The organism is Dactylosporangium roseum, assembly GCF_025264685.1.
In the GTDB taxonomy this organism is placed as follows: domain Bacteria; phylum Actinomycetota; class Actinomycetes; order Mycobacteriales; family Micromonosporaceae; genus Dactylosporangium; species Dactylosporangium roseum.
In genome coordinates this window covers 1,228,142-1,245,011 of sequence record NZ_CP073721.1, presented here as the reverse complement: position 1 = coordinate 1,245,011, position 16,870 = coordinate 1,228,142, and the positions used below count along the sequence as shown (strand labels likewise).

Here is a 16,870-nt window from a genome sequence, read left to right as displayed (position 1 = left end):
TGTCCGGACACCGCCCGGACACCGAGCCCGTGTCCGGCCGTGTCCGGCCCGTGTCCGGACGCTCTGACCTGCGGTGTCATGGTGTCCGGGCGTTTCTCCCTTCTGAGCGGTGAAGTGACAAGGACCAGAAAAAAACGTTCAACAGAGCGTTACCGGTTGTCACTGTCCGTTTATATGTTTTTTCGTGGCGTATACGCCAGGTGCGTAATAGGTGCCGGCGTCCCGGACGCCAGGCCAAAACAGCGCGCGACCTGCGAAAACGTCGCCGGACACGGGCCGGACACGGCCAGACACGGGCCTGACACGTCCGGACACGGCCCCGGACACCGCCTGACACGGCCCCCGACACCGTCTACCTGGGCCCAAACTTGCGTCCATCACGCTCAAGGAGCGCCCGTGACACCCCTCTCCCCCGACCAGCACGCCGCCGTCGACCGCGCCGTCCACTGGTACACCGCCCGCCGCCGGCTCTACTTCCGCCTCGAAGGCGCCGCCGGAACCGGCAAGACCTCCACCGTCCGCCAGATCGCCGACAAGCTCGCCCCCGGCTCCACCACGTACATCGCCCCCACCGGAAAAGCCGCCGCCGTCCTCCGGTCGAAAGGCTGCGCCGACGCCGGCACCATCCACTCCGCGATCTACGCCCCCGCCGGAGAACGCACCCAGCAGATCCGCGCCCTTCAAGCCGCACTCGACGCCACCCCGCTGTGGCAGACCACCGAGCGAGAGAAGCTCGAGCAGGCGATCGCCAAAGTCCGTGCCCAACCCATCTGGACCCTCCGCGAACCGGGCAAGGCGTTCGGCGGCCGGAAGCCGAACCTCCTCGTCCTCGACGAAGCCTCCATGGTCGACGACCGGATCTTCACCGACCTGCTCTCCTTCGGCATCCCCGTCCTCGCCCTCGGCGACCCCCACCAGCTCCCGCCCGTCGCCGGACACGCCCACTGGCAGGCCGGCGACCCCGACGCGCTGCTCACCACCATCCACCGCTTCGGCGACACCGCACCGCTCATCGACCTCGCCACCGCGCTGCGCAACAACCGGCCCGCGCCACGCTGGAACGGCACCGCCGGACAAACCCGCAACACCTGGACACCCGCCGACCTGAAGGACTACGACCAGGTCATCGTCGGCCGCAACCACACCCGCTGGCAGATCATCGAACACCTCCGTGACGCCGCCGGCCGCGAACCCGGCCGCCCCGAACCCGGCGACCGGATCATGGTCCTGCGCAACGACCCCGACCACAACGTCGTCAACGGCCAGCAAGCCACCGTCATCGACGCGTTTGAGGGCGACGACGGCGACTGGGCGCTCACCGTCCGCACCGACGACGGCACCGTGCTGCCCTGGCCCGTCGACGGCCGCGGCTTCCACGGCCAGCAAGGCCAGGACGAAGCGAAACGCGACCGCGACTCGGGGCTGATCGCCGCCACGTTCGCGCAGGCCATCACCTGCCACTCCGCGCAAGGCTCCCAGTGGCCGCGGGTCGCCGTCGTCGACGAGGCGTCCGTGTTCCGGCAGGCCGCCGCGTCCTGGCGGTACACGGCCGCGACCAGGGCCGAGAAGACCTGCCTGATCCTCGACCCCCGCCGCATGATCCAACGCTCCCGGCAGCCGGTGAGGGCCGCCGCATGAGCGCCGAGGAACACTACGCCGCCGTCGCTGACCGCATCCTCACCGGCCAGCCCGTCACCGACCCACGACAAGGAGACCCGATGCCCGATCCGCATTTCCCCGCCGAAACACCGAACCCCGGCGCCTACCACGTCGGCCGGTCCTGGACCGGCACCACCCTCGAAAACAACTGCCCCTGCCCGAAGGCGCCCTGCGGGCTCGTCGACCGCGCCCACCCGCCGGCCTGCGAACAGCACGGCCACACGAAGACGATCCGGCAGTCCCATCGCGCCGAAGACTGCCCCGGCGTCCGGGCCCAGACCGCGCCGACCCGGGAGGTGGCCCGGTGACCGCCGAACGCACCCCGTCTCCCGCCGAGCTGTGGCAGCAGTCCAGCGGCGACGGCGCCGAGTACCGGCGCCTGCTCCGCGAGCACGGCATGCTCATCGACGGCCCCGCCGAACCGCTGCCGTGCGGGTGGACGCCCGGTCGGCGCGGCGAAGCACCCGAGCATCGGGTGGCCCGGCAGCGCACCGACGCCGAACAGGCCGTCCTCGCCGACCGCCCGACCGTTCGTCACTGGGCGGCGAACGTCCCCGTCAACCACGGCACGTGCGGCACCTGCGGGCAGCCCGTCGTCTACAACCTCGCCGCGAAGGTCGTCGGGCACACCGTCGACGCTGTCGACCCGTGTGAGTGGCCGTGGCCGGGCGAGCCGATGCCCGACGACGTGCGGGCCGAGATCGAGTACTGGCGTGCCGCCGGTGAGGCCGTGGACCGGTGGCTGGCGCAGCAGCCGACGACGGACGCGCCGGCGCTCGGGGTGCGGCCGGGCCTCACCGAGCACCAGCGGTCCGCGCTGGCGTTGATGCGGGACCAGCACGAGCGTCAGCGGGCGAGGCGTGCCGAACGGGCCGGGCAGTTGGACCTCGGCGGCGGCCGTGCCTGAGGTGGGAGATGGCGCCGGCCGCGCGGAAGGTGGGGATCGGTACGTCGGCGAGCGGTCGCGGCGCTGGCCGGAGGGTCGTCCGCTGTGTGGGGCGAAGAAGCGTCGGGAGGAGGGTTTCTGCACGTGGACGGCAGGTCAGGGCACCGACCACCTCGGAAGGGGATCTTGCGAAAGGCACGGCGGGAACCTGCCCTCCCACAAGATCGCCGCCGAACGCGCCCAGATCGCCGACCTCGCCGGCCGCTACTCGGTGCCCCGGACCGTGCACCCGCTTGAGGGGGTCCTGGAGCAGTACCACCGCTACGCCGGGCAGGTCGCCTGGCTGGAGCAGCGGGTGAACGAACTGCCGGAGGAGTCGCTGTTCTGGGGTGTCGAGTCCGAGGTTGACCGCCGGAGCCCGGACGGGGAGGACGGTGAGGACGGCGTGCCGCTGCGGACGGGTTCGGCGGCCGAGTTCGAGCGGAAGTCGAAGGCTGGGCCGAACGCGCTGCTGGAGCAGTTCGACCGGGTGCAGGCGCAGTACGCGAAGTTGGGCGTGGAGATCGTGCGGATCGGGCTGGAGACAGCCAGGGATGCGCTGGCGTCGAAGTTCGCGACGAACCTGCAGCGGGTGCTGGACGAGCTGATGGCGGAGTGTGCGGCGCTGGCGGCGGAGACGCCGGACCCGGGCCGGCTGCCGGAGCTGTTCCGGGCGCGGATGGTCGCGAAGATCGCCGTGCTCGCCGGGGCGCAGCCGAAGCAGATCGACGGGGTCGCGGCGTGATGGCCGGGACCTCACCGCGACGGGATGCCGCAAACGAGGGCCGCGTGGCCCGCCCTGGAGCCCCGAAACCCCTCGGTGAATACCGCAGCGACCCCCGATGCCTCTCAGAGGCTCTGAGCGCCGAGGAGGCGTGCTGATGGCGACAGTGACCCATACCGTTAACAGCGAACTGCTCATCGAGTCGATCGTCGGCGAACGGCTGGATGTGTCGGCGCTGCGCGACTTCGTCCGCGAGCTCGACGCCGTCGGCGTCGCCGACCACGTCCTCGTCGACGCCCGACAGTCCGGCACCGGGCACCTCGTTCAGATGCTGGTGCGGCTGACGAAGACGACAACCGGGCCGTACCCGGTGGGGAGGGCTGCGGATGTCGAGTGACGACGCCCTCGAATCCGACCTGCGCCGTGTCGCCGCCACCGTCGACGCGGCCCCGCCGGTCGTCCTGCCGTGCTGCGATATGCACAACCGGTTCTGCGAGCCGCCGGGCGACATGTGCTGCCGGGGCTGTGCGGAGGCGGCGCACCCGGGGCATCTCGACGGCAGCGCCTGCGTGATCGGGAGGCCCCGGTGACCGCCCTGATCCACCGCCTCACCGCCTGGCTCGACGCGCTGCTCGGCTACCGCGAGCCCCAACCGGTCCGGCTCGGCTGCGGCTGCCTCGACGCGGGCGCCCGGTACCTGTGCCTGCACTGCGACCGGGCCACCTGCGAGCAGCACCGCCTCGCCCCCCACCACTGCAAGCTCAAGGAGTCCTGATGCTCACACCCAACCAGCCCCACATCTCCACCCGATGCGCCTCCTCCGCCTGCGTCCAGGTGACGCTCACCGACAAGGTCACGGTCGACGACACCAAGGACGGCGGCGAGAAGACAGCGTTCGACGTGGAGGCGTGGACGGCTTTCGTTGCTGCCGTGAAGCGTGACGGCCTCGAGGCGGTGGCGTAGATGGCCGACCTTCACACGCGTCTACTCAACCGCTGCGAACCGGCCTGGTGGGGACTGGCGGACAAACCACCACGAGCCCTCGACGCTCTTCGGGCTGTCGTAGAGCGCCACAAGCCGGTGCCGTGCCGCTGGCAGGGCTGCAAGGACCCGGGCGGTCACTTCATCTGCAAGGCGTGTGGTCCGGCGGTCAACGCCCCGTGCGAGGAGATGCGGGTCATCGCCGAGCAGCTCGGTATCCCAACAGAAGATCAAGAACTCGGCGAAGGCCAAGCTGCTGGGGACGCATACGGTGCCGAACCACGCGACCTCGGCGACGGCTACCACGAACTGGAGTTGGCCCACGGCCGCTGGTACCACCTCGATGACCTCGGCGCCCGCGTCATGGTCTCGTTGCAGCGGCCGTACACCGTGCTGCGGTGGAAGCCGTTCGTCGGCACGCGGGAGCCCGCCGAGCAGCCCGAGCCGGTGGAGGCCGACCGTGTCTCGCTGGACGACCTCACGGACCACGCCCTATTCGGGCTGGGAGAGATCACCTGGCCCGCCGAGCAGCCCGAGCACCCGGAAGCGATCTGCCACCGCTGCGGCGGCCCGAACATCGCATGGTCTGCACCGTCCCCGCTGTGGAACGCGGTCATGCGGGGCGGCTCGATCAACGGCGAGGAGGCCTTCGACGGCATTGTCTGCCCATCCTGCTTCGCACGCCTCGCCGAAGAGCGTGGCATCGCCGAGCTGTGGAGGTTCTCGGCAGGGCGAGTCCACGTCGAGTTGGAGACGGTAACGCCGTCAGGTCGCACATGGGACGACGCGACATGGCTCTGGCGGGAGACCAGTTCCGTCGAGCAGCCCGAGCCCGCCCCGGTCGTCGACGTCGCCCCCGACCCCCGCTTGCATGCCCATGAGCTCGGAGGCCCGCAGGCGGGGTGCGCCGACTGCGCAGCCAAGGCAGCCGCCCAGGGTGATGCCCGATGACCGCCGACCTGCTGCGCCGCGCGGCCTCCCATCTATATCAGCGTGCGAAGGACGCCCAGCACGGCCCGTGGCACATCGGCAACGCCGTAGACCCGATGCGGCCGTGCAACGTTCACACGTTCCCCGGCGCCCGTCTCGTGGCAGACAACGTGCCGTGGCTCGACGCCGAGTACATCGCGACCATGCATCCGCCCGTCGCCGTGGCCATCGCTGGGTGGCTCTTTGCGGTGGCCATCGACGAAGAGACCGAGCCAGAGACTGCCCCACGCGTCAGGGAGCGCACGGCGGCACTCATCGTCGCACGAGCGATTATCCGCGAGCCCGAGCAGCCCGAGGACGGTGCACGGTGAGCCAGCCACACCCGGACCAGTTCCGGTGCATCTGCGACCCGGCCGACGTGTTCGACCCGCCGGATCCGACACCGCGAGCAGTCGAGGGCTGCCCGGCGCACCGTGTACGGCGGGTCTATCAACGGTGGGCGGTCAATGAGGGCCTGGTGATGGAGAGGGCCGCCGAGCAGCCCAAGGGGAGCGACCGTGGCTGAGCCGATCCGCGACCAGTGGGATATCCGCGAGTGCCCCCGCTGCGGGGCGGGTCGCGGAGGCCCGCGCGGTGTGCACTCACACACCGCGACGGTGTGGTGCCTGCGCTGCGGCTGGGGGCAGAACGTCGAACTGCCCGGAGGTGCCCGTGGCTGACGTTCACACCTCGGTTGGCCTGTGGGGCTATACGTCGATGCGGTGCGCGAACGGCCTCGACGGCTGCGACGACCAGGCGTGCATCTGCCTGTGCCACCACCGGCTCGGACCGTACGAGGAGCAGCCGTTCGGCTGTCCAGCCTGTCGGACCATCCTCGACGCCGGCGCCGCCGGCGGCTGCCCGGACCGGTGGCACGCCGCGAACCGACCCGACGCCGAGGCCCCGGCGGCCGCCGAACCGCTCCCCCGCGACCGGCGGCGCCTGCACGAACGCGTCCTGACCCGCTGCGACCCGGCCTGGTACGGGCTGCGTGACGATCCGCCGAAGGTGTTCGCCGCCCTGCGCGCCGTCGTCGAGTTGTGCGTCGCACACCAGGCCGACGCTGTCGACGGGCGCCTGACCGACGTTGACCTGATCCCGCCGTCCGAGGTGCTGGCCGCCATCGCCCTGGAACTCGGCATCGATCACGGAGGCCACCATGACTGATCTTGCCGCCCGGCTGGCCGAGGCCCTCGACCGCGCCGAGCAACTCTACGAGGGCGGGCATTTCGGCGGCTGCGCTCTCCTGCTGTCCGGTGGCCCGTTCGGCTGTGACTGCCGCCACCGGCAGTTCATGGCCCGGCTGATCGCCCGCGACCGGGCGCTGCTCACCGCGTACGCCTCCGCCGGCCGGAACCTCGCCGAGCACGTCGCCCGATGCGGCCCGAACCTGTGCGGGCACCGCGACTACCTCACCGCGACCACGACCCTGCAAATCCTGACTACGGCCGTGGAGGCGGCGGCCCGGTTCTGGCTGCCTGAGGAGGTGACCTGTTGAGCATCGTCACGGCCCAGGTTGTCCGCTACTGCGCCGAGGAATGCTCGTGGCAGCAGTCCGGCGAGGTGTCCGTCGCCGACATGGTCGACGCGTGGCGGTACGCCCACCGGCACCGCTTCAAGCCGATCACGGTCCGGGATGTGCTCGCCCTCGGCCGGCTCGTCGAACCCCGCAAGAACCGCGGCGGGTTCCGCAAGGCCGGCGTCCGGGTCGGCTGGGACGTCAAGATGCATCACGATCTCGTGCCTGCCGCACTTGACGATCTGTTGGAGCGGCAGCCTGTCAGCTCCGAGGCCGAGGCCACCGAGTGGTTCCGGCAGTACGAGGAGATTCACCCGTTCCGCGACGGCAACGGGCGCACCGGCACCCTGCTCTACAACTGGCTGCGCGACACTCTACCGAGGCCGGTGCACGTGCCGAACCTGTGGGAGGACCCGCGGCGCGAGGTGGCCGCTCTCCAAGCCCAGGAGCCCCGGTGACACCCCGGGCAGCCGCAGCGGAGCGGACCGCCCGCCGGTGGCTTGTCGCGTTCGCGGTCGGGTTCGCCCTGTGGGTGGCCGCCCGGACCGCCAGCAGTGCCGCAACCGACGAACGGCTGCTCGTCGCGGTTGGTCTCGTCCGCGGGCCACTGTTCGCCGCGTGGCTGCTCGCGCTCATTCAGGCCGCCCGTCTCCGCGGCTGGGCCGCCGGGCACGAGGCTGCCCAACCCCGACCGATTCCCCGAGAGGAGATCAAACCGTGAACGACACCTACGCATCTCGTCATACCCATGTCCGTGGCCGGCAGTGGCTCGGCGACAACGATGCCCACGTCCGTGAGCTGTGCCCCGACTTCTGGCGGCTTGACGAGCCCAGCGACGACGACCCCGACGCGACCGCACAACTGCTGGCTGCGCCGCACTCGACGTGGGTGCTCGTCCGCGAAAGCGACTGGGTCGTCACCCACCCGGGCGGCGGGTACGTGCGCATGACCGACGAGCAGTTCGTCGCCGCATACGAGCCGGTGGTGACGCCGTGACCGCAGCAAGCTTCGTGCTGCGCCACACGATCCCCGTCGACGACGCCTGGCACGACGTGCCGCTACCCGGGCCGATCGTGCACGTCGCCACCCGCGACCCGCATGTCGTCGAGGTGTGGACGCTGCACTCCGACGCCAAGCCGGAGACGGCGGTCACCCGCACGCTGCGGGTGTACGGCACCGGCCAGCCGGTCACCGAACCCGTCCAGCACGTCGGGACCGCGATCGTCCCCGGCGGCGCGCTCGTCTGGCACCTGATGGAGCGAATGCCGTGACCACGCTGATCCACCTGCCGGACGGCACCGTCACCGAGGACGACGGCTGCGAGCCCAGCAGGCACCGCCGCGACGCGTTGTGCGCCCGGACGCCGCTCGCTGTCCTGCCGCAGATCGACGAGACCCTGCCCCGCTGGGAGCAGATCCTCCTGGCCGAGCAGTGGCTGCGCCGCGGCGACCTCACCGACGACGAGAGACGTGCCGCTGAGGCCGAACTCGCTGCCCTGACCAGCGACAACGAACCCAACAGCGACCGAGGAGGGTCGACATGGTCAGCATCGAAGACCTGGAGCAGCGCCTGAAAGCCGCTGAGCGGGTGTGTCAGCTCGTCGGCGTGACTGCTGCAAGCATGGTGACGGCGCGCGACAAGGCGGAGCTCCAGGCGTGGCTCGACTGGCATCGCCAATACGGTCACCTTGCCGAGCCGGTCGGCGACGACGAAATCACGGCCCTCGCCGCCCGGCGGGACGAGATTTACGCGGCCGCACTGGCCCGGCTCCGCGCGGAGCGTGCGCAGTGATCCGAACGATCACCCGCACGCACACGAAGACGTACCCGCTGCTCAACGCGTGGGCGTCGACCACACCCGCCGACCACGGCAGCATGCCGCGCCCCGGCGACCCGTGCGCCGTGCCCCGCTGCGGGCAGCCGCTGAACGCCGCCGAGGTCGTATATGCGGTGCTCGAAACCGGCGGGCCGGACGCGCCCGAGCCGATCCCGTGCACGTCCAACCCGGCGCTGACGACCGCCGACTGCCATCACGCCGAGCAGTGGGTGTGCTGGCGGCACATCCGCCCCGACGACGGCCCCATCGTCGCCGGTCTCTGACACCTGCCGAGGAGAGCCATGACGGCTGACGTTCCTACCTGCGAAATGCCCGACTGTGACAACGACTCCAGCGGACAGTGGCGATGCTGGCCGCCGAGGCTACTCACCGACCGCGAAGTCAGCGACAGCGCGCCGATCGACCTGTGTTCGCTGTGTGCCGGCGAGCTGGAGGACGCGAACCCGAGCATCTTCTCCGGCGTCCGGGCCTACGGCGCACGCCAGCCGCTACCGGACGCAGTCACGTACCGCTTCAACGACGCCTGACACGAAGACGGCGCCCGACCTGCCCGCCGGACGCCGCCCACCAAGCCCGCCACCCAGCGCTCTTGATCCGCCGATCGTACGCGTCACCAGCGGATACAGGAGTCGAACATGCGCAACCCCCGTCCTTTGTGCGCCGTCACAGCCTGCACCATCCCCAACCGGCACACCGACACCTGCCCAGACCGCACCAAATGCCACGGCTGCCTCCCCGGACTTGCCGCCGACGGTCTCAAACTCTGCACCCACCACACCCGCTGTATCGGCATCGACACCCTCACCATCGCCGCCCGACACCGGCAGCTCGCCCTCGCCCTCCACCGCACCGGACAGCCCGGAGAACGCACCACCGGCGGCAACCGCAACCCCAACATCAACCTCAACCTGCGCGCCGCCGCCGTCCGCCGCGACATCGAAACGCTGCTCAACCAGCTCGCCCGGCTCGTCTGCAGCCAGCGCGGATTCGGCTGGCCAACCGAAACCACAACCACCATCGCCGAGCGTCCGCACGGGTTCATCGGCCCCATGCCCGCCACCATCCGCACCCGGCACACGTTCCGGGTGCCGGCGCTCGCCCGGCTGGTCGCCCGGTCCGCCGACTGGCTCGCCGCCCACGACCGCGCCGGCGAGCATGCCGCCGCACTTCGGGATCTGTCCCGGGAGGCGCATCGGACCGCGTTCCCGACGGGGGTGCGGGTGTTCGAGCTGCCCGGCCTGAACGGCGAACGGTACCTGGCCTGCCCTGAGAAGGTCGACGACAGCGAACCGTGCCCCGGAAACCTGTGGACGATCCTGCGGCGTGACGGCGACCGGCTCCCGCCGCAGATCATGTGCAACCACGACGACGAGCACCAGTGGCCGGCGTCGCAGTGGCTGAAGCTCGGCCGGCGCATGCTGCAGGCCGCAGCATAGTCACAGGTAGATACGCATTTGAGAGAGAATTAGCGAACCCCGGAGGTGCTGTAACACCCGGGGTTCAGCCGACTGTAAGGAGTCGACGAATGCAGATTACCGTGACCTGCGTTTGCTCGCGGGAGATGAAGCCTCGCGCCATTCCGAAGGGCACCTTCAGGTGTGGATGTGGCGCAGGCGTCCGTGTAGTCGCACATGAAGCCGAAACCATCCGATGCGCAGCGGCGGGCTGCGACCTGGCCGCCGAACGCACTGAGGTCGTTCCGCTCTGCGGCGCCCACGTCCAGGAGATGACGCTGGCGCTCCTACCTGACACCTATGCGAATTACCCACCCTCCAGTTGGGTCCGGGCTGGCCGCGAGTACAAGACGACGTTCGACAGTGAGCCGAACAAGCCGGACTGGTTGGTTCGGCTAGACTCTGCACCTGCTGTTCACCCAGCAGAACTGGGGCCGAGGAAGCATGAACCGGTGGTCTACTTCGCGCTCGTCGGGGACCAGGTAAAGATCGGGACGACAACCAACCTGATCGAGCGCTTTATGGCGATCAACCTCCCGCCAGGAGCGGTGATCCACACCATCCCCGGTTCCTACGAGGTAGAAAAGAGCTACCACCGCAGGTTCGCCGCCGAACGCACGCCACGAACGGAGTGGTTCAGGCTGTCGTCACGCCTCCGGTCCCACATTGAAGACCTTGTGCAGAGCGGTGAGGCGACATGCCCGGATTCGGTTACGCAACTGTCAACGAGATCGTTCAGATCTACGGGGTAGCGAAGTCGACGGTCTACAAGATGGCAAGCGCCGAGCACTGGGGACGCTATCGGCACCCCGACGGCAGCGTCCGCTATCGGCGCGAGGACGTCGACAAAGCACTCTGCGGCATGGTGCCTAGACAAAACGCTAGGCCGTCCAGTAAAGTCCGCGACTGATGGTGCTGGATTATGTACAGCGCTAGGAAGCCCCGCCACCATGCGGGGCTTTTTTCATGCCCCGGGAACCGCCGCTGACCTGCTTCGGGGTCGGATCAGCCGCGATGTGCCGGGCGGCGCCGACCGTCTTCGAGGGGTGGGCGGTCGCGCGCCACGGTCGGGTCCTGCCTGTTCCCCCCAAAGTCCGGCAGGGCCCGACCCTCGGCGTCGACTGAGCGAGGTGGCCGGCGGTGACCATCGCCCCGCAACTGTCGCCGCTCGAACGCCTCGCCCTCCAGAAGCTCGCCGAAGCATTCCAGCCCAAGCCACCCAGCCCATACCTCACCGACCCCGTCGCATGGGTTCGGGACAAGCTCGGCGAGTTCCTGTGGTCGAAGCAGCGCGAGGTCGCCGAGTCGGTCGCGACCCACAAAAAGACCGCAGTCAAGTCGTGTCACAACATGGGCAAGACCCGGGTGGCGTCGCGAATCGCAGCGTGGTTCGTCGATACGTACGGCGAAGACAACGGCATCGTGATCTCCACCGCCCCCACATACCCGCAGGTTCATGACCTTCTGTGGGAAGAGATCCGCGACGCCGCCATGGTGGCTGACGCACGCGGAAACAAGCTGCCCGGCCGGGTGCTCGACTCGGACCAGTGGAAACTCGACAACGGCAAACTGGTGGGCAGGGGCCGGAAGCCGGCCAACAACGACCAGCACGGCTTCCAAGGCTTCCACCGCCGACACATGCTCGTCATTGTCGATGAAGCGTGCGGCATCCCGCGACAGCTATGGACCGCCGTCGAGGCAATCACCACCACCGACGACGTCCACATCCTCGCCATCGGCAACCCGGACGATCCGAACACCGAATTCGGGGACATCTGCAAGCCGGGCTCCGGCTGGAACGTCATCACTGTCTCTGCGTTCGACACCCCCAACTTCACCGGCGAAGACATCCCCGACTCGCTCCGGCCCCTCATGCTCTCCCCCGACTGGGTGGAGGACAAGCGCCGCAGGTGGGGCGTCACCTCGCCCCGCTACATCGCGAAGGTACTCGGCGAATTCCCGGAGATCTCCGAGGACGTGCTCATCCCGCCGCGCTGGGTGGAGGCCGCCCGTAACCGCGACCTCGCACCCGGGCCGTACAGCATCCTCGGCGTCGATGTCGCCCGATACGGCTCCGACCGAACGGTCTTTGCACACCGCCGGGGACCGGTCGCCCGCATCATCGGCGACCACGTCCAGCAGGACACGATGACGACCACCGGCCAGGTTATCGCCGCCACACAGGACAATGCCGTCGACGAAATCCGCGTCGACGGCATTGGCGTCGGGGCTGGCGTCGTCGATCGGCTCGCCGAGCTCGGATACGACGTCGTCGACATGCAGTCCGGCGCCAGCGCCATCGACACCGAGCATTTTCTCAATGCACGGGCCGAGTGGTTTTGGGGCCTCAGGGAACGGTTTGAGCAGGGCGACATCGACCTGGACCCCGAAGACGACGAGCTTGCCTCGCAACTGTGCTCGCTGCGGTTCAAGTACACGTCGCGGGGTCAGATCGTCATCGAGTCGAAGGATGAGATGAAGCGTCGCGGCCTTCCATCGCCTGACCGAGCCGACGCGCTGATGCTGACCGCGACCGCTACCCCGCCGGACAGTGCCGACGTCTACGAAGACCCCGACCAGTACGAGGCAGAGGGCAGCATCAGCCCCTGGTAGAACCGGGGGTGTCGACGTTGGGCCGCTCCCGCAACCGCCGCCGGCCTGCCGCCGCCCAGTTCACCGAGGCCGACGCCCGCACCCAGTTGGTCGTCGCTGCCCGGAACTACGAGCTCGCCGAGCGGCGCCTACAGGACAGCGCGCCGCTACGGGAGTCGGTGTCCGAGCTGGAGCAACGGCTCATCGACCCCGGCTGGCAGCGGTTCACCGCGCTGACAGAGCAGGAGTTCACGCCGGCCGGCCGCCGCCAGATGCGGTCGGTCTGCCGATTGATGGCCGTCGCCAACCCCCTGCTGGTCCGCGCGACGCAGTTGCGGTCGGCCTACATCCACGGCCAGGGCGTGCAGATCACCGCCCGCGCCAACGGCAAAGGCCACGACGGGGAGCAGAACGTCCAGGCGGTCGTCTCCGCGTTCCTCACTGATGAGGGCAACCAGCGCGCCTACACCGGTGCCGCCGCCCGCGACCGCCTCGAACACACCCTCGCCACCGACGGTGCATACTTCCTCACCCTGTTCACCCGCCCACTGACCGGCGAGGTACAGGTCCGCGTGGTCCTCGCCGACGAGATCGACGACATCATCACCAACCCCGAGGACCGCACCGAGCCCTGGTACTACCGGCGCATCTGGATCGAGGAAACCCTCGACCCGGCCAGCGGGAACAAGGAGCAGATCCAGCGGGAACGCCTGTACCCGGCGGTCAACTACCGGCCGGCGACCAGGCCGAAACGGTTCGGTACGGTCGACGTGGCCTGGGACGCGCCGATGCTGCACGTGGACGTCAACCGGCCCGAGCACTGGCAGCACGGCATCCCCGACCTGTACAGCGTCATCAACTGGGCCAGGGCATACAAGGTGTTCCTGGAGCAGTGGGCGTCGCTCGTCGCCGCCCTGTCGAAGTTCGCCTGGCGAGCAACCGCCGACGGCGCTAAGCAGGCCCGGCAGATCCGGGCGGCGGTGACGGCCGCCGGGCCCCGCTATCCGGGCGACGGCGACCCGAACGCGGTCGGTGCCACTGCCGTCACCGGCGTCGGCCACACCCTTGAGGCCATTCCGAAGTCGGGCGCGACGATCGACTCGGAGTCTGGCCGGCCGCTGGCGATGATGGTCGCCGCCGGTGTCGGCCTGCCGGTGACGATGCTGCTGTCCGACCCCGGGCAGACCGGCGCGCGGGCGGTCGCCGAAACACTGGACCAGCCGACCGAGCTGACGATGGGCCAGCGCCGGGACCTGCACACCGGCGTCGACCAGCGGATCTGCCAGTACGTCATCGCGGAAGCGGTTCGTGCCCCGCAGGGCCCACTCAAGGGCAAGATCAAGCGCGATCGGTTCCGTGACCGCGAGGTCGTCACTCTCGACGGCGACACCGACACCACCATCGACACCGTCTGGCCCGACCTCGACGACACCTCCGTCAAGGAGGCCGTCGACGCGATCGTCTCCGCGAACGAGACCGGCACGATCCCGCCCGAGGAGATCCTGCGGCTGCTGCTGGCGGCGCTCGGTGTCCGCAACGCCGACACGATCATCGAGGCGATGGTCGTGGACGGCGAGTTCCAGTGGCCGTCGAAACCTGCCCAGCAGGCTCCGCCCGCCGCGGGACCGTCACAGCCTACGGACCCGGACGATTCAGATACCGCCAGCGACGACGGCCACGGCCGGCCCGTCAGCAACCGGAACTGAACCCAGCGTGGAGGTCGACGTGAACCTCATCTACGGATGGCTGAACACCACCCGCGACGGGGACCGGATCGTCATTGCTGACGAGCATGACGCGCACATCATCGCGGTCCAGATGGACGCCTTCATCGACATGTGCAGGGTCGGAGCGGTCACCGCCGGGCCAGAGGGCGACATCGTTGTCGCCGCCACCTACCGATACCAGCCGGTCGGCGTCGACCCCAACGGCAAGCTGCTCGTGTTCCAGCGGGTCGAGTCGTGGACGCCACCGACGTGACCGGGCCGCACACCGGTGCGATGATCGCTCTGATTCCGTCCGAAGCCGACGCCGCGCAGATCGCCGTCGATGGTGGCGAACCGGCTGACGAGCTGCACCTCACCCTGTACTACCTGGGGAAGGCCGCAGCGATCGACGAGTCGACCCGCACGGCACTGATCACCGCCGTCACCGACATGGTTGAGCGGCGCGAACTGCTCCCGGTCGAAGCCCAGGCGTTCGCGCCGGCGCTGTTCAACCCGGATGGCGAGGAGCCGTGCTGGGTGCTCCTCGCCGGCGACGACCCGGACAACGCCAGCGAGACGCTCGGCGCTATACGGGGCATGGTCTCGGAGGCCCTCCACGACGGCGCAGTCGAGTTCACGATGCCCGAGCCTCGCACACCGTGGTTCCCGCACGTGACCCTCGCGTACACCGGCGACACGACCCTGGCCGGGCAGATCTCCGGGCGGACCGGGCCGATCCGGTTCGACCGGCTCCGGATCGCGTTCGGCGGCCAGGCCACCGACATCCCGCTCGCCGCTGCCGCGCCCGCGTCGACCCTCGTCGAGGTTGCGATCGTCGAATCGGGCGGATTCGAGCCAGTCCACCCCGACGACCTGACCGACGCGGAACCGCTCGGCGACGACGAACAGATCCTCCTCGCCGCACTCGATGAACTCGACGGCGTGCTGGTCGAGGTGTTCGACGCGGGCCAGGCCCGCTACCCGAAAGGTCACCCGAAGGGCGGCCAGTGGCGGCCGATGGTCGACCGGGTCAAGGACTCGATCGCCGCACACCGGCGCGGCGAACACGGCGACAAACACCCGCTGCACGGCTACAGCCGCGAGCAGTTGCGCAGGGTCGCCAAGGCCCGCGGGATCGAACTGCGCCGCGGCGAGGACCGCGACAGCATCGCGGCGAAACTCCTCACCGACCTCGGCGGCAACGCGAAGGCGCCGAAGCCGCCACCAGCGAAAACGTCCGCAACACCAGCGGCCCGCAAGCAGCCCAAGGTGTCGGGCGCCCGCATGGAGCCGATCACCCGCCGCGAATTCGAGAAGATCAAAGCCCGGCGGGAGCACGACGACCTGACCGCGCAACTGCAGGCCACCAAGGACCCGCGGGAGCGGGAGGACCTCGAACGGAAGCTGTTCTACGTCAAGAAGCGGATCGACCAGAAGTCGGACGAGTTCTACAACTGGGAGTCGCCGCACTGGGATGAGCAGGCCGCGGCGCGGGTCATCGGCACGCCGTCCGAGGAGCAGATCCAGGCACACGTCGACAAGGTCATGCCGCAGGCCGGCATGTCCGCGGAGCTACGCGAAGAGCTATCCGGGGAACTGTCCCGTCAGGGAGAAACCGCGCCGCGCAGCATGCTCGAACTGGGCAAGATAGACGACCTGAGCAGGTTCGACCACGGCAGTCACGGCCACGGTGTCATGGCCTACTACAACCCGAGCTTCCGCTCGATCTCCATGAACCCACGGTGGGACAGTGACCGCGGCGAGATGGACGAGGCGGTACGGCGGGCACGCGCATCGGGCTGGTGGGTGCACTCGGACGCGACCGGCGCGGCGGGCACGGCTGCCCACGAGTTCGGTCACCACGTGTTCTTCCGCATCCTGTCCCTCGCCGACCGCCGGCAGCGCACCAAACTCACCAAAGCGCTCGACGATGGTCTGGGCGCGAACGGGTGGCTCGTGCAGCACGTGCGAACATCCGGCGACATCAAAAGATCTATTGATGCGTGGCTGCTAGCCGGTGGCCGGTCGAGCGCGAGGCGGACCGTCAGCGAGTACGGCGCGAAGGACGGCCACGAACTGACGGCTGAGGTCTGGCGGGAGTACACCACCAGCAAGAACCCGCGCCCGCACATCAAGGCGATGGGCGACGCGCTGCGCCACCTCGCCGAAGAACTGGATATGGTGAGGACATGACCAGCCAAGTGCCGGCGCTGTGTTTGTCGTGCCAGCACCGTGAAGCGACGAGCGACCCGAACGGGATGCCGCTTGTGGTGCGCTGTGCCGCATACCCGGCCGGTATCCCGTTCGACATTGCCATGGGCGCCGATCACCGCAAGCCCCGAGGCGACGAACAGGACGGTCTCGTATTCACCCCAGCCGATGACAGCGTTGACCTGTTCGATGCCTGGCAGCGGTTCGCCGGCCTGTCCTGACCCACACGCCGACTCCTCCCGCCAAACTGAACATTCTCTGATCTTCCAGTAGGCCGGGTCGTCTGACCCGGCC

28 protein-coding genes are annotated in these 16,870 nt (G+C 69.3%); all 28 read left to right on the top strand.

The window, feature by feature from the left end; genetic code table 11:
• Positions 1–396 precede the first annotated feature (396 nt).
• The gene (locus Drose_RS06430; protein WP_260727262.1) at positions 397–1,638 is read left to right on the top strand and encodes an ATP-dependent DNA helicase; all 1,242 of its coding nucleotides are present in this window, start codon (positions 397–399) and stop codon (positions 1,636–1,638) included.
• On the top strand, positions 1,635–1,967 hold the full coding sequence (locus Drose_RS06425; RefSeq protein WP_260727261.1) for a hypothetical protein: 333 nt from the start codon (positions 1,635–1,637) through the stop codon (positions 1,965–1,967). Before Drose_RS06430 ends, Drose_RS06425 begins: the two co-directional genes overlap by 4 nt.
• Positions 1,964–2,566, top strand: coding sequence for a hypothetical protein (locus Drose_RS06420; protein ID WP_260727260.1), 603 nt, complete (start codon positions 1,964–1,966; stop codon positions 2,564–2,566). Before Drose_RS06425 ends, Drose_RS06420 begins: the two co-directional genes overlap by 4 nt.
• Positions 2,559–3,329, top strand: a complete 771-nt coding sequence (locus tag Drose_RS06415) for a type 1 periplasmic-binding domain-containing protein (RefSeq protein ID WP_260727259.1) — start codon at positions 2,559–2,561, stop codon at positions 3,327–3,329. The genes Drose_RS06420 and Drose_RS06415 overlap by 8 nt, the downstream gene beginning before the upstream one ends.
• A gap of 136 nt (positions 3,330–3,465) precedes the next feature.
• Positions 3,466–3,705, top strand: coding sequence for a hypothetical protein (locus Drose_RS06410; protein ID WP_260727258.1), 240 nt, complete (start codon positions 3,466–3,468; stop codon positions 3,703–3,705).
• On the top strand, positions 3,695–3,898 hold the full coding sequence (locus Drose_RS06405; protein WP_260727257.1) for a hypothetical protein: 204 nt from the start codon (positions 3,695–3,697) through the stop codon (positions 3,896–3,898). Before Drose_RS06410 ends, Drose_RS06405 begins: the two co-directional genes overlap by 11 nt.
• On the top strand, positions 3,895–4,083 hold the full coding sequence (locus Drose_RS06400) for a hypothetical protein (protein WP_260727256.1): 189 nt from the start codon (positions 3,895–3,897) through the stop codon (positions 4,081–4,083). The genes Drose_RS06405 and Drose_RS06400 overlap by 4 nt, the downstream gene beginning before the upstream one ends.
• A complete protein-coding gene (locus Drose_RS06395) occupies positions 4,083–4,271 on the top strand; it encodes a DUF397 domain-containing protein (protein WP_260727255.1) in 189 nt (62 codons plus the stop codon). Before Drose_RS06400 ends, Drose_RS06395 begins: the two co-directional genes overlap by 1 nt.
• Positions 4,272–5,240 (top strand): hypothetical protein, encoded by a 969-nt coding sequence (locus tag Drose_RS06390; protein ID WP_260727254.1) that lies wholly within the window; start codon positions 4,272–4,274, stop codon positions 5,238–5,240.
• Positions 5,237–5,590, top strand: coding sequence for a hypothetical protein (locus Drose_RS06385; protein ID WP_260727253.1), 354 nt, complete (start codon positions 5,237–5,239; stop codon positions 5,588–5,590). Before Drose_RS06390 ends, Drose_RS06385 begins: the two co-directional genes overlap by 4 nt.
• A 340-nt stretch (positions 5,591–5,930) precedes the next feature.
• Complete coding sequence (locus Drose_RS06380) at positions 5,931–6,425, top strand: hypothetical protein (protein ID WP_260727252.1); 495 nt, start codon at positions 5,931–5,933, stop codon at positions 6,423–6,425.
• Positions 6,418–6,756: a hypothetical protein gene (locus tag Drose_RS06375; RefSeq protein ID WP_260727251.1), complete on the top strand. Its 339-nt coding sequence runs from the start codon at positions 6,418–6,420 to the stop codon at positions 6,754–6,756. Before Drose_RS06380 ends, Drose_RS06375 begins: the two co-directional genes overlap by 8 nt.
• A complete protein-coding gene (locus Drose_RS06370; protein ID WP_260727250.1) occupies positions 6,753–7,235 on the top strand; it encodes a Fic family protein in 483 nt (160 codons plus the stop codon). The genes Drose_RS06375 and Drose_RS06370 overlap by 4 nt, the downstream gene beginning before the upstream one ends.
• On the top strand, positions 7,232–7,498 hold the full coding sequence (locus tag Drose_RS06365) for a hypothetical protein (protein WP_260727249.1): 267 nt from the start codon (positions 7,232–7,234) through the stop codon (positions 7,496–7,498). The genes Drose_RS06370 and Drose_RS06365 overlap by 4 nt, the downstream gene beginning before the upstream one ends.
• Positions 7,495–7,773, top strand: a complete 279-nt coding sequence (locus Drose_RS06360; RefSeq protein ID WP_260727248.1) for a hypothetical protein — start codon at positions 7,495–7,497, stop codon at positions 7,771–7,773. The genes Drose_RS06365 and Drose_RS06360 overlap by 4 nt, the downstream gene beginning before the upstream one ends.
• Positions 7,770–8,048 carry a DUF7352 domain-containing protein gene (locus Drose_RS06355; RefSeq protein ID WP_260727247.1) on the top strand — a complete coding sequence of 93 codons (279 nt, stop codon included), beginning with the start codon at positions 7,770–7,772 and terminating at the stop codon, positions 8,046–8,048. The genes Drose_RS06360 and Drose_RS06355 overlap by 4 nt, the downstream gene beginning before the upstream one ends.
• Positions 8,045–8,350 carry a hypothetical protein gene (locus Drose_RS06350; protein WP_260727246.1) on the top strand — a complete coding sequence of 102 codons (306 nt, stop codon included), beginning with the start codon at positions 8,045–8,047 and terminating at the stop codon, positions 8,348–8,350. Before Drose_RS06355 ends, Drose_RS06350 begins: the two co-directional genes overlap by 4 nt.
• Positions 8,317–8,568 (top strand): hypothetical protein, encoded by a 252-nt coding sequence (locus tag Drose_RS06345; RefSeq protein WP_260727245.1) that lies wholly within the window; start codon positions 8,317–8,319, stop codon positions 8,566–8,568. The genes Drose_RS06350 and Drose_RS06345 overlap by 34 nt, the downstream gene beginning before the upstream one ends.
• Positions 8,565–8,876, top strand: coding sequence for a hypothetical protein (locus tag Drose_RS06340; protein WP_260727244.1), 312 nt, complete (start codon positions 8,565–8,567; stop codon positions 8,874–8,876). The genes Drose_RS06345 and Drose_RS06340 overlap by 4 nt, the downstream gene beginning before the upstream one ends.
• Before the next feature lie 18 nt (positions 8,877–8,894).
• Positions 8,895–9,140, top strand: a complete 246-nt coding sequence (locus Drose_RS06335; RefSeq protein ID WP_260727243.1) for a hypothetical protein — start codon at positions 8,895–8,897, stop codon at positions 9,138–9,140.
• 108 nt (positions 9,141–9,248) lie between these two features.
• Positions 9,249–10,049, top strand: a complete 801-nt coding sequence (locus Drose_RS06330; RefSeq protein ID WP_260727242.1) for a hypothetical protein — start codon at positions 9,249–9,251, stop codon at positions 10,047–10,049.
• A gap of 89 nt (positions 10,050–10,138) precedes the next feature.
• The gene (locus Drose_RS06325) at positions 10,139–10,819 is read left to right on the top strand and encodes a GIY-YIG nuclease family protein (RefSeq protein WP_260727241.1); all 681 of its coding nucleotides are present in this window, start codon (positions 10,139–10,141) and stop codon (positions 10,817–10,819) included.
• Positions 10,765–10,977: a helix-turn-helix transcriptional regulator gene (locus Drose_RS38995; RefSeq protein ID WP_390891332.1), complete on the top strand. Its 213-nt coding sequence runs from the start codon at positions 10,765–10,767 to the stop codon at positions 10,975–10,977. Before Drose_RS06325 ends, Drose_RS38995 begins: the two co-directional genes overlap by 55 nt.
• Before the next feature lie 230 nt (positions 10,978–11,207).
• A complete protein-coding gene (locus Drose_RS06320; protein ID WP_260727240.1) occupies positions 11,208–12,680 on the top strand; it encodes a hypothetical protein in 1,473 nt (490 codons plus the stop codon).
• 8 nt (positions 12,681–12,688) lie between these two features.
• On the top strand, positions 12,689–14,365 hold the full coding sequence (locus Drose_RS06315) for a hypothetical protein (protein ID WP_260727239.1): 1,677 nt from the start codon (positions 12,689–12,691) through the stop codon (positions 14,363–14,365).
• Positions 14,366–14,384: 19 nt separating this feature from the next.
• Positions 14,385–14,639: a hypothetical protein gene (locus tag Drose_RS06310; RefSeq protein WP_260727238.1), complete on the top strand. Its 255-nt coding sequence runs from the start codon at positions 14,385–14,387 to the stop codon at positions 14,637–14,639.
• The gene (locus Drose_RS06305) at positions 14,621–16,558 is read left to right on the top strand and encodes a hypothetical protein (protein WP_260727237.1); all 1,938 of its coding nucleotides are present in this window, start codon (positions 14,621–14,623) and stop codon (positions 16,556–16,558) included. The genes Drose_RS06310 and Drose_RS06305 overlap by 19 nt, the downstream gene beginning before the upstream one ends.
• Complete coding sequence (locus Drose_RS06300) at positions 16,555–16,797, top strand: hypothetical protein (protein ID WP_260727236.1); 243 nt, start codon at positions 16,555–16,557, stop codon at positions 16,795–16,797. Before Drose_RS06305 ends, Drose_RS06300 begins: the two co-directional genes overlap by 4 nt.
• Positions 16,798–16,870: the final 73 nt, after the last annotated feature.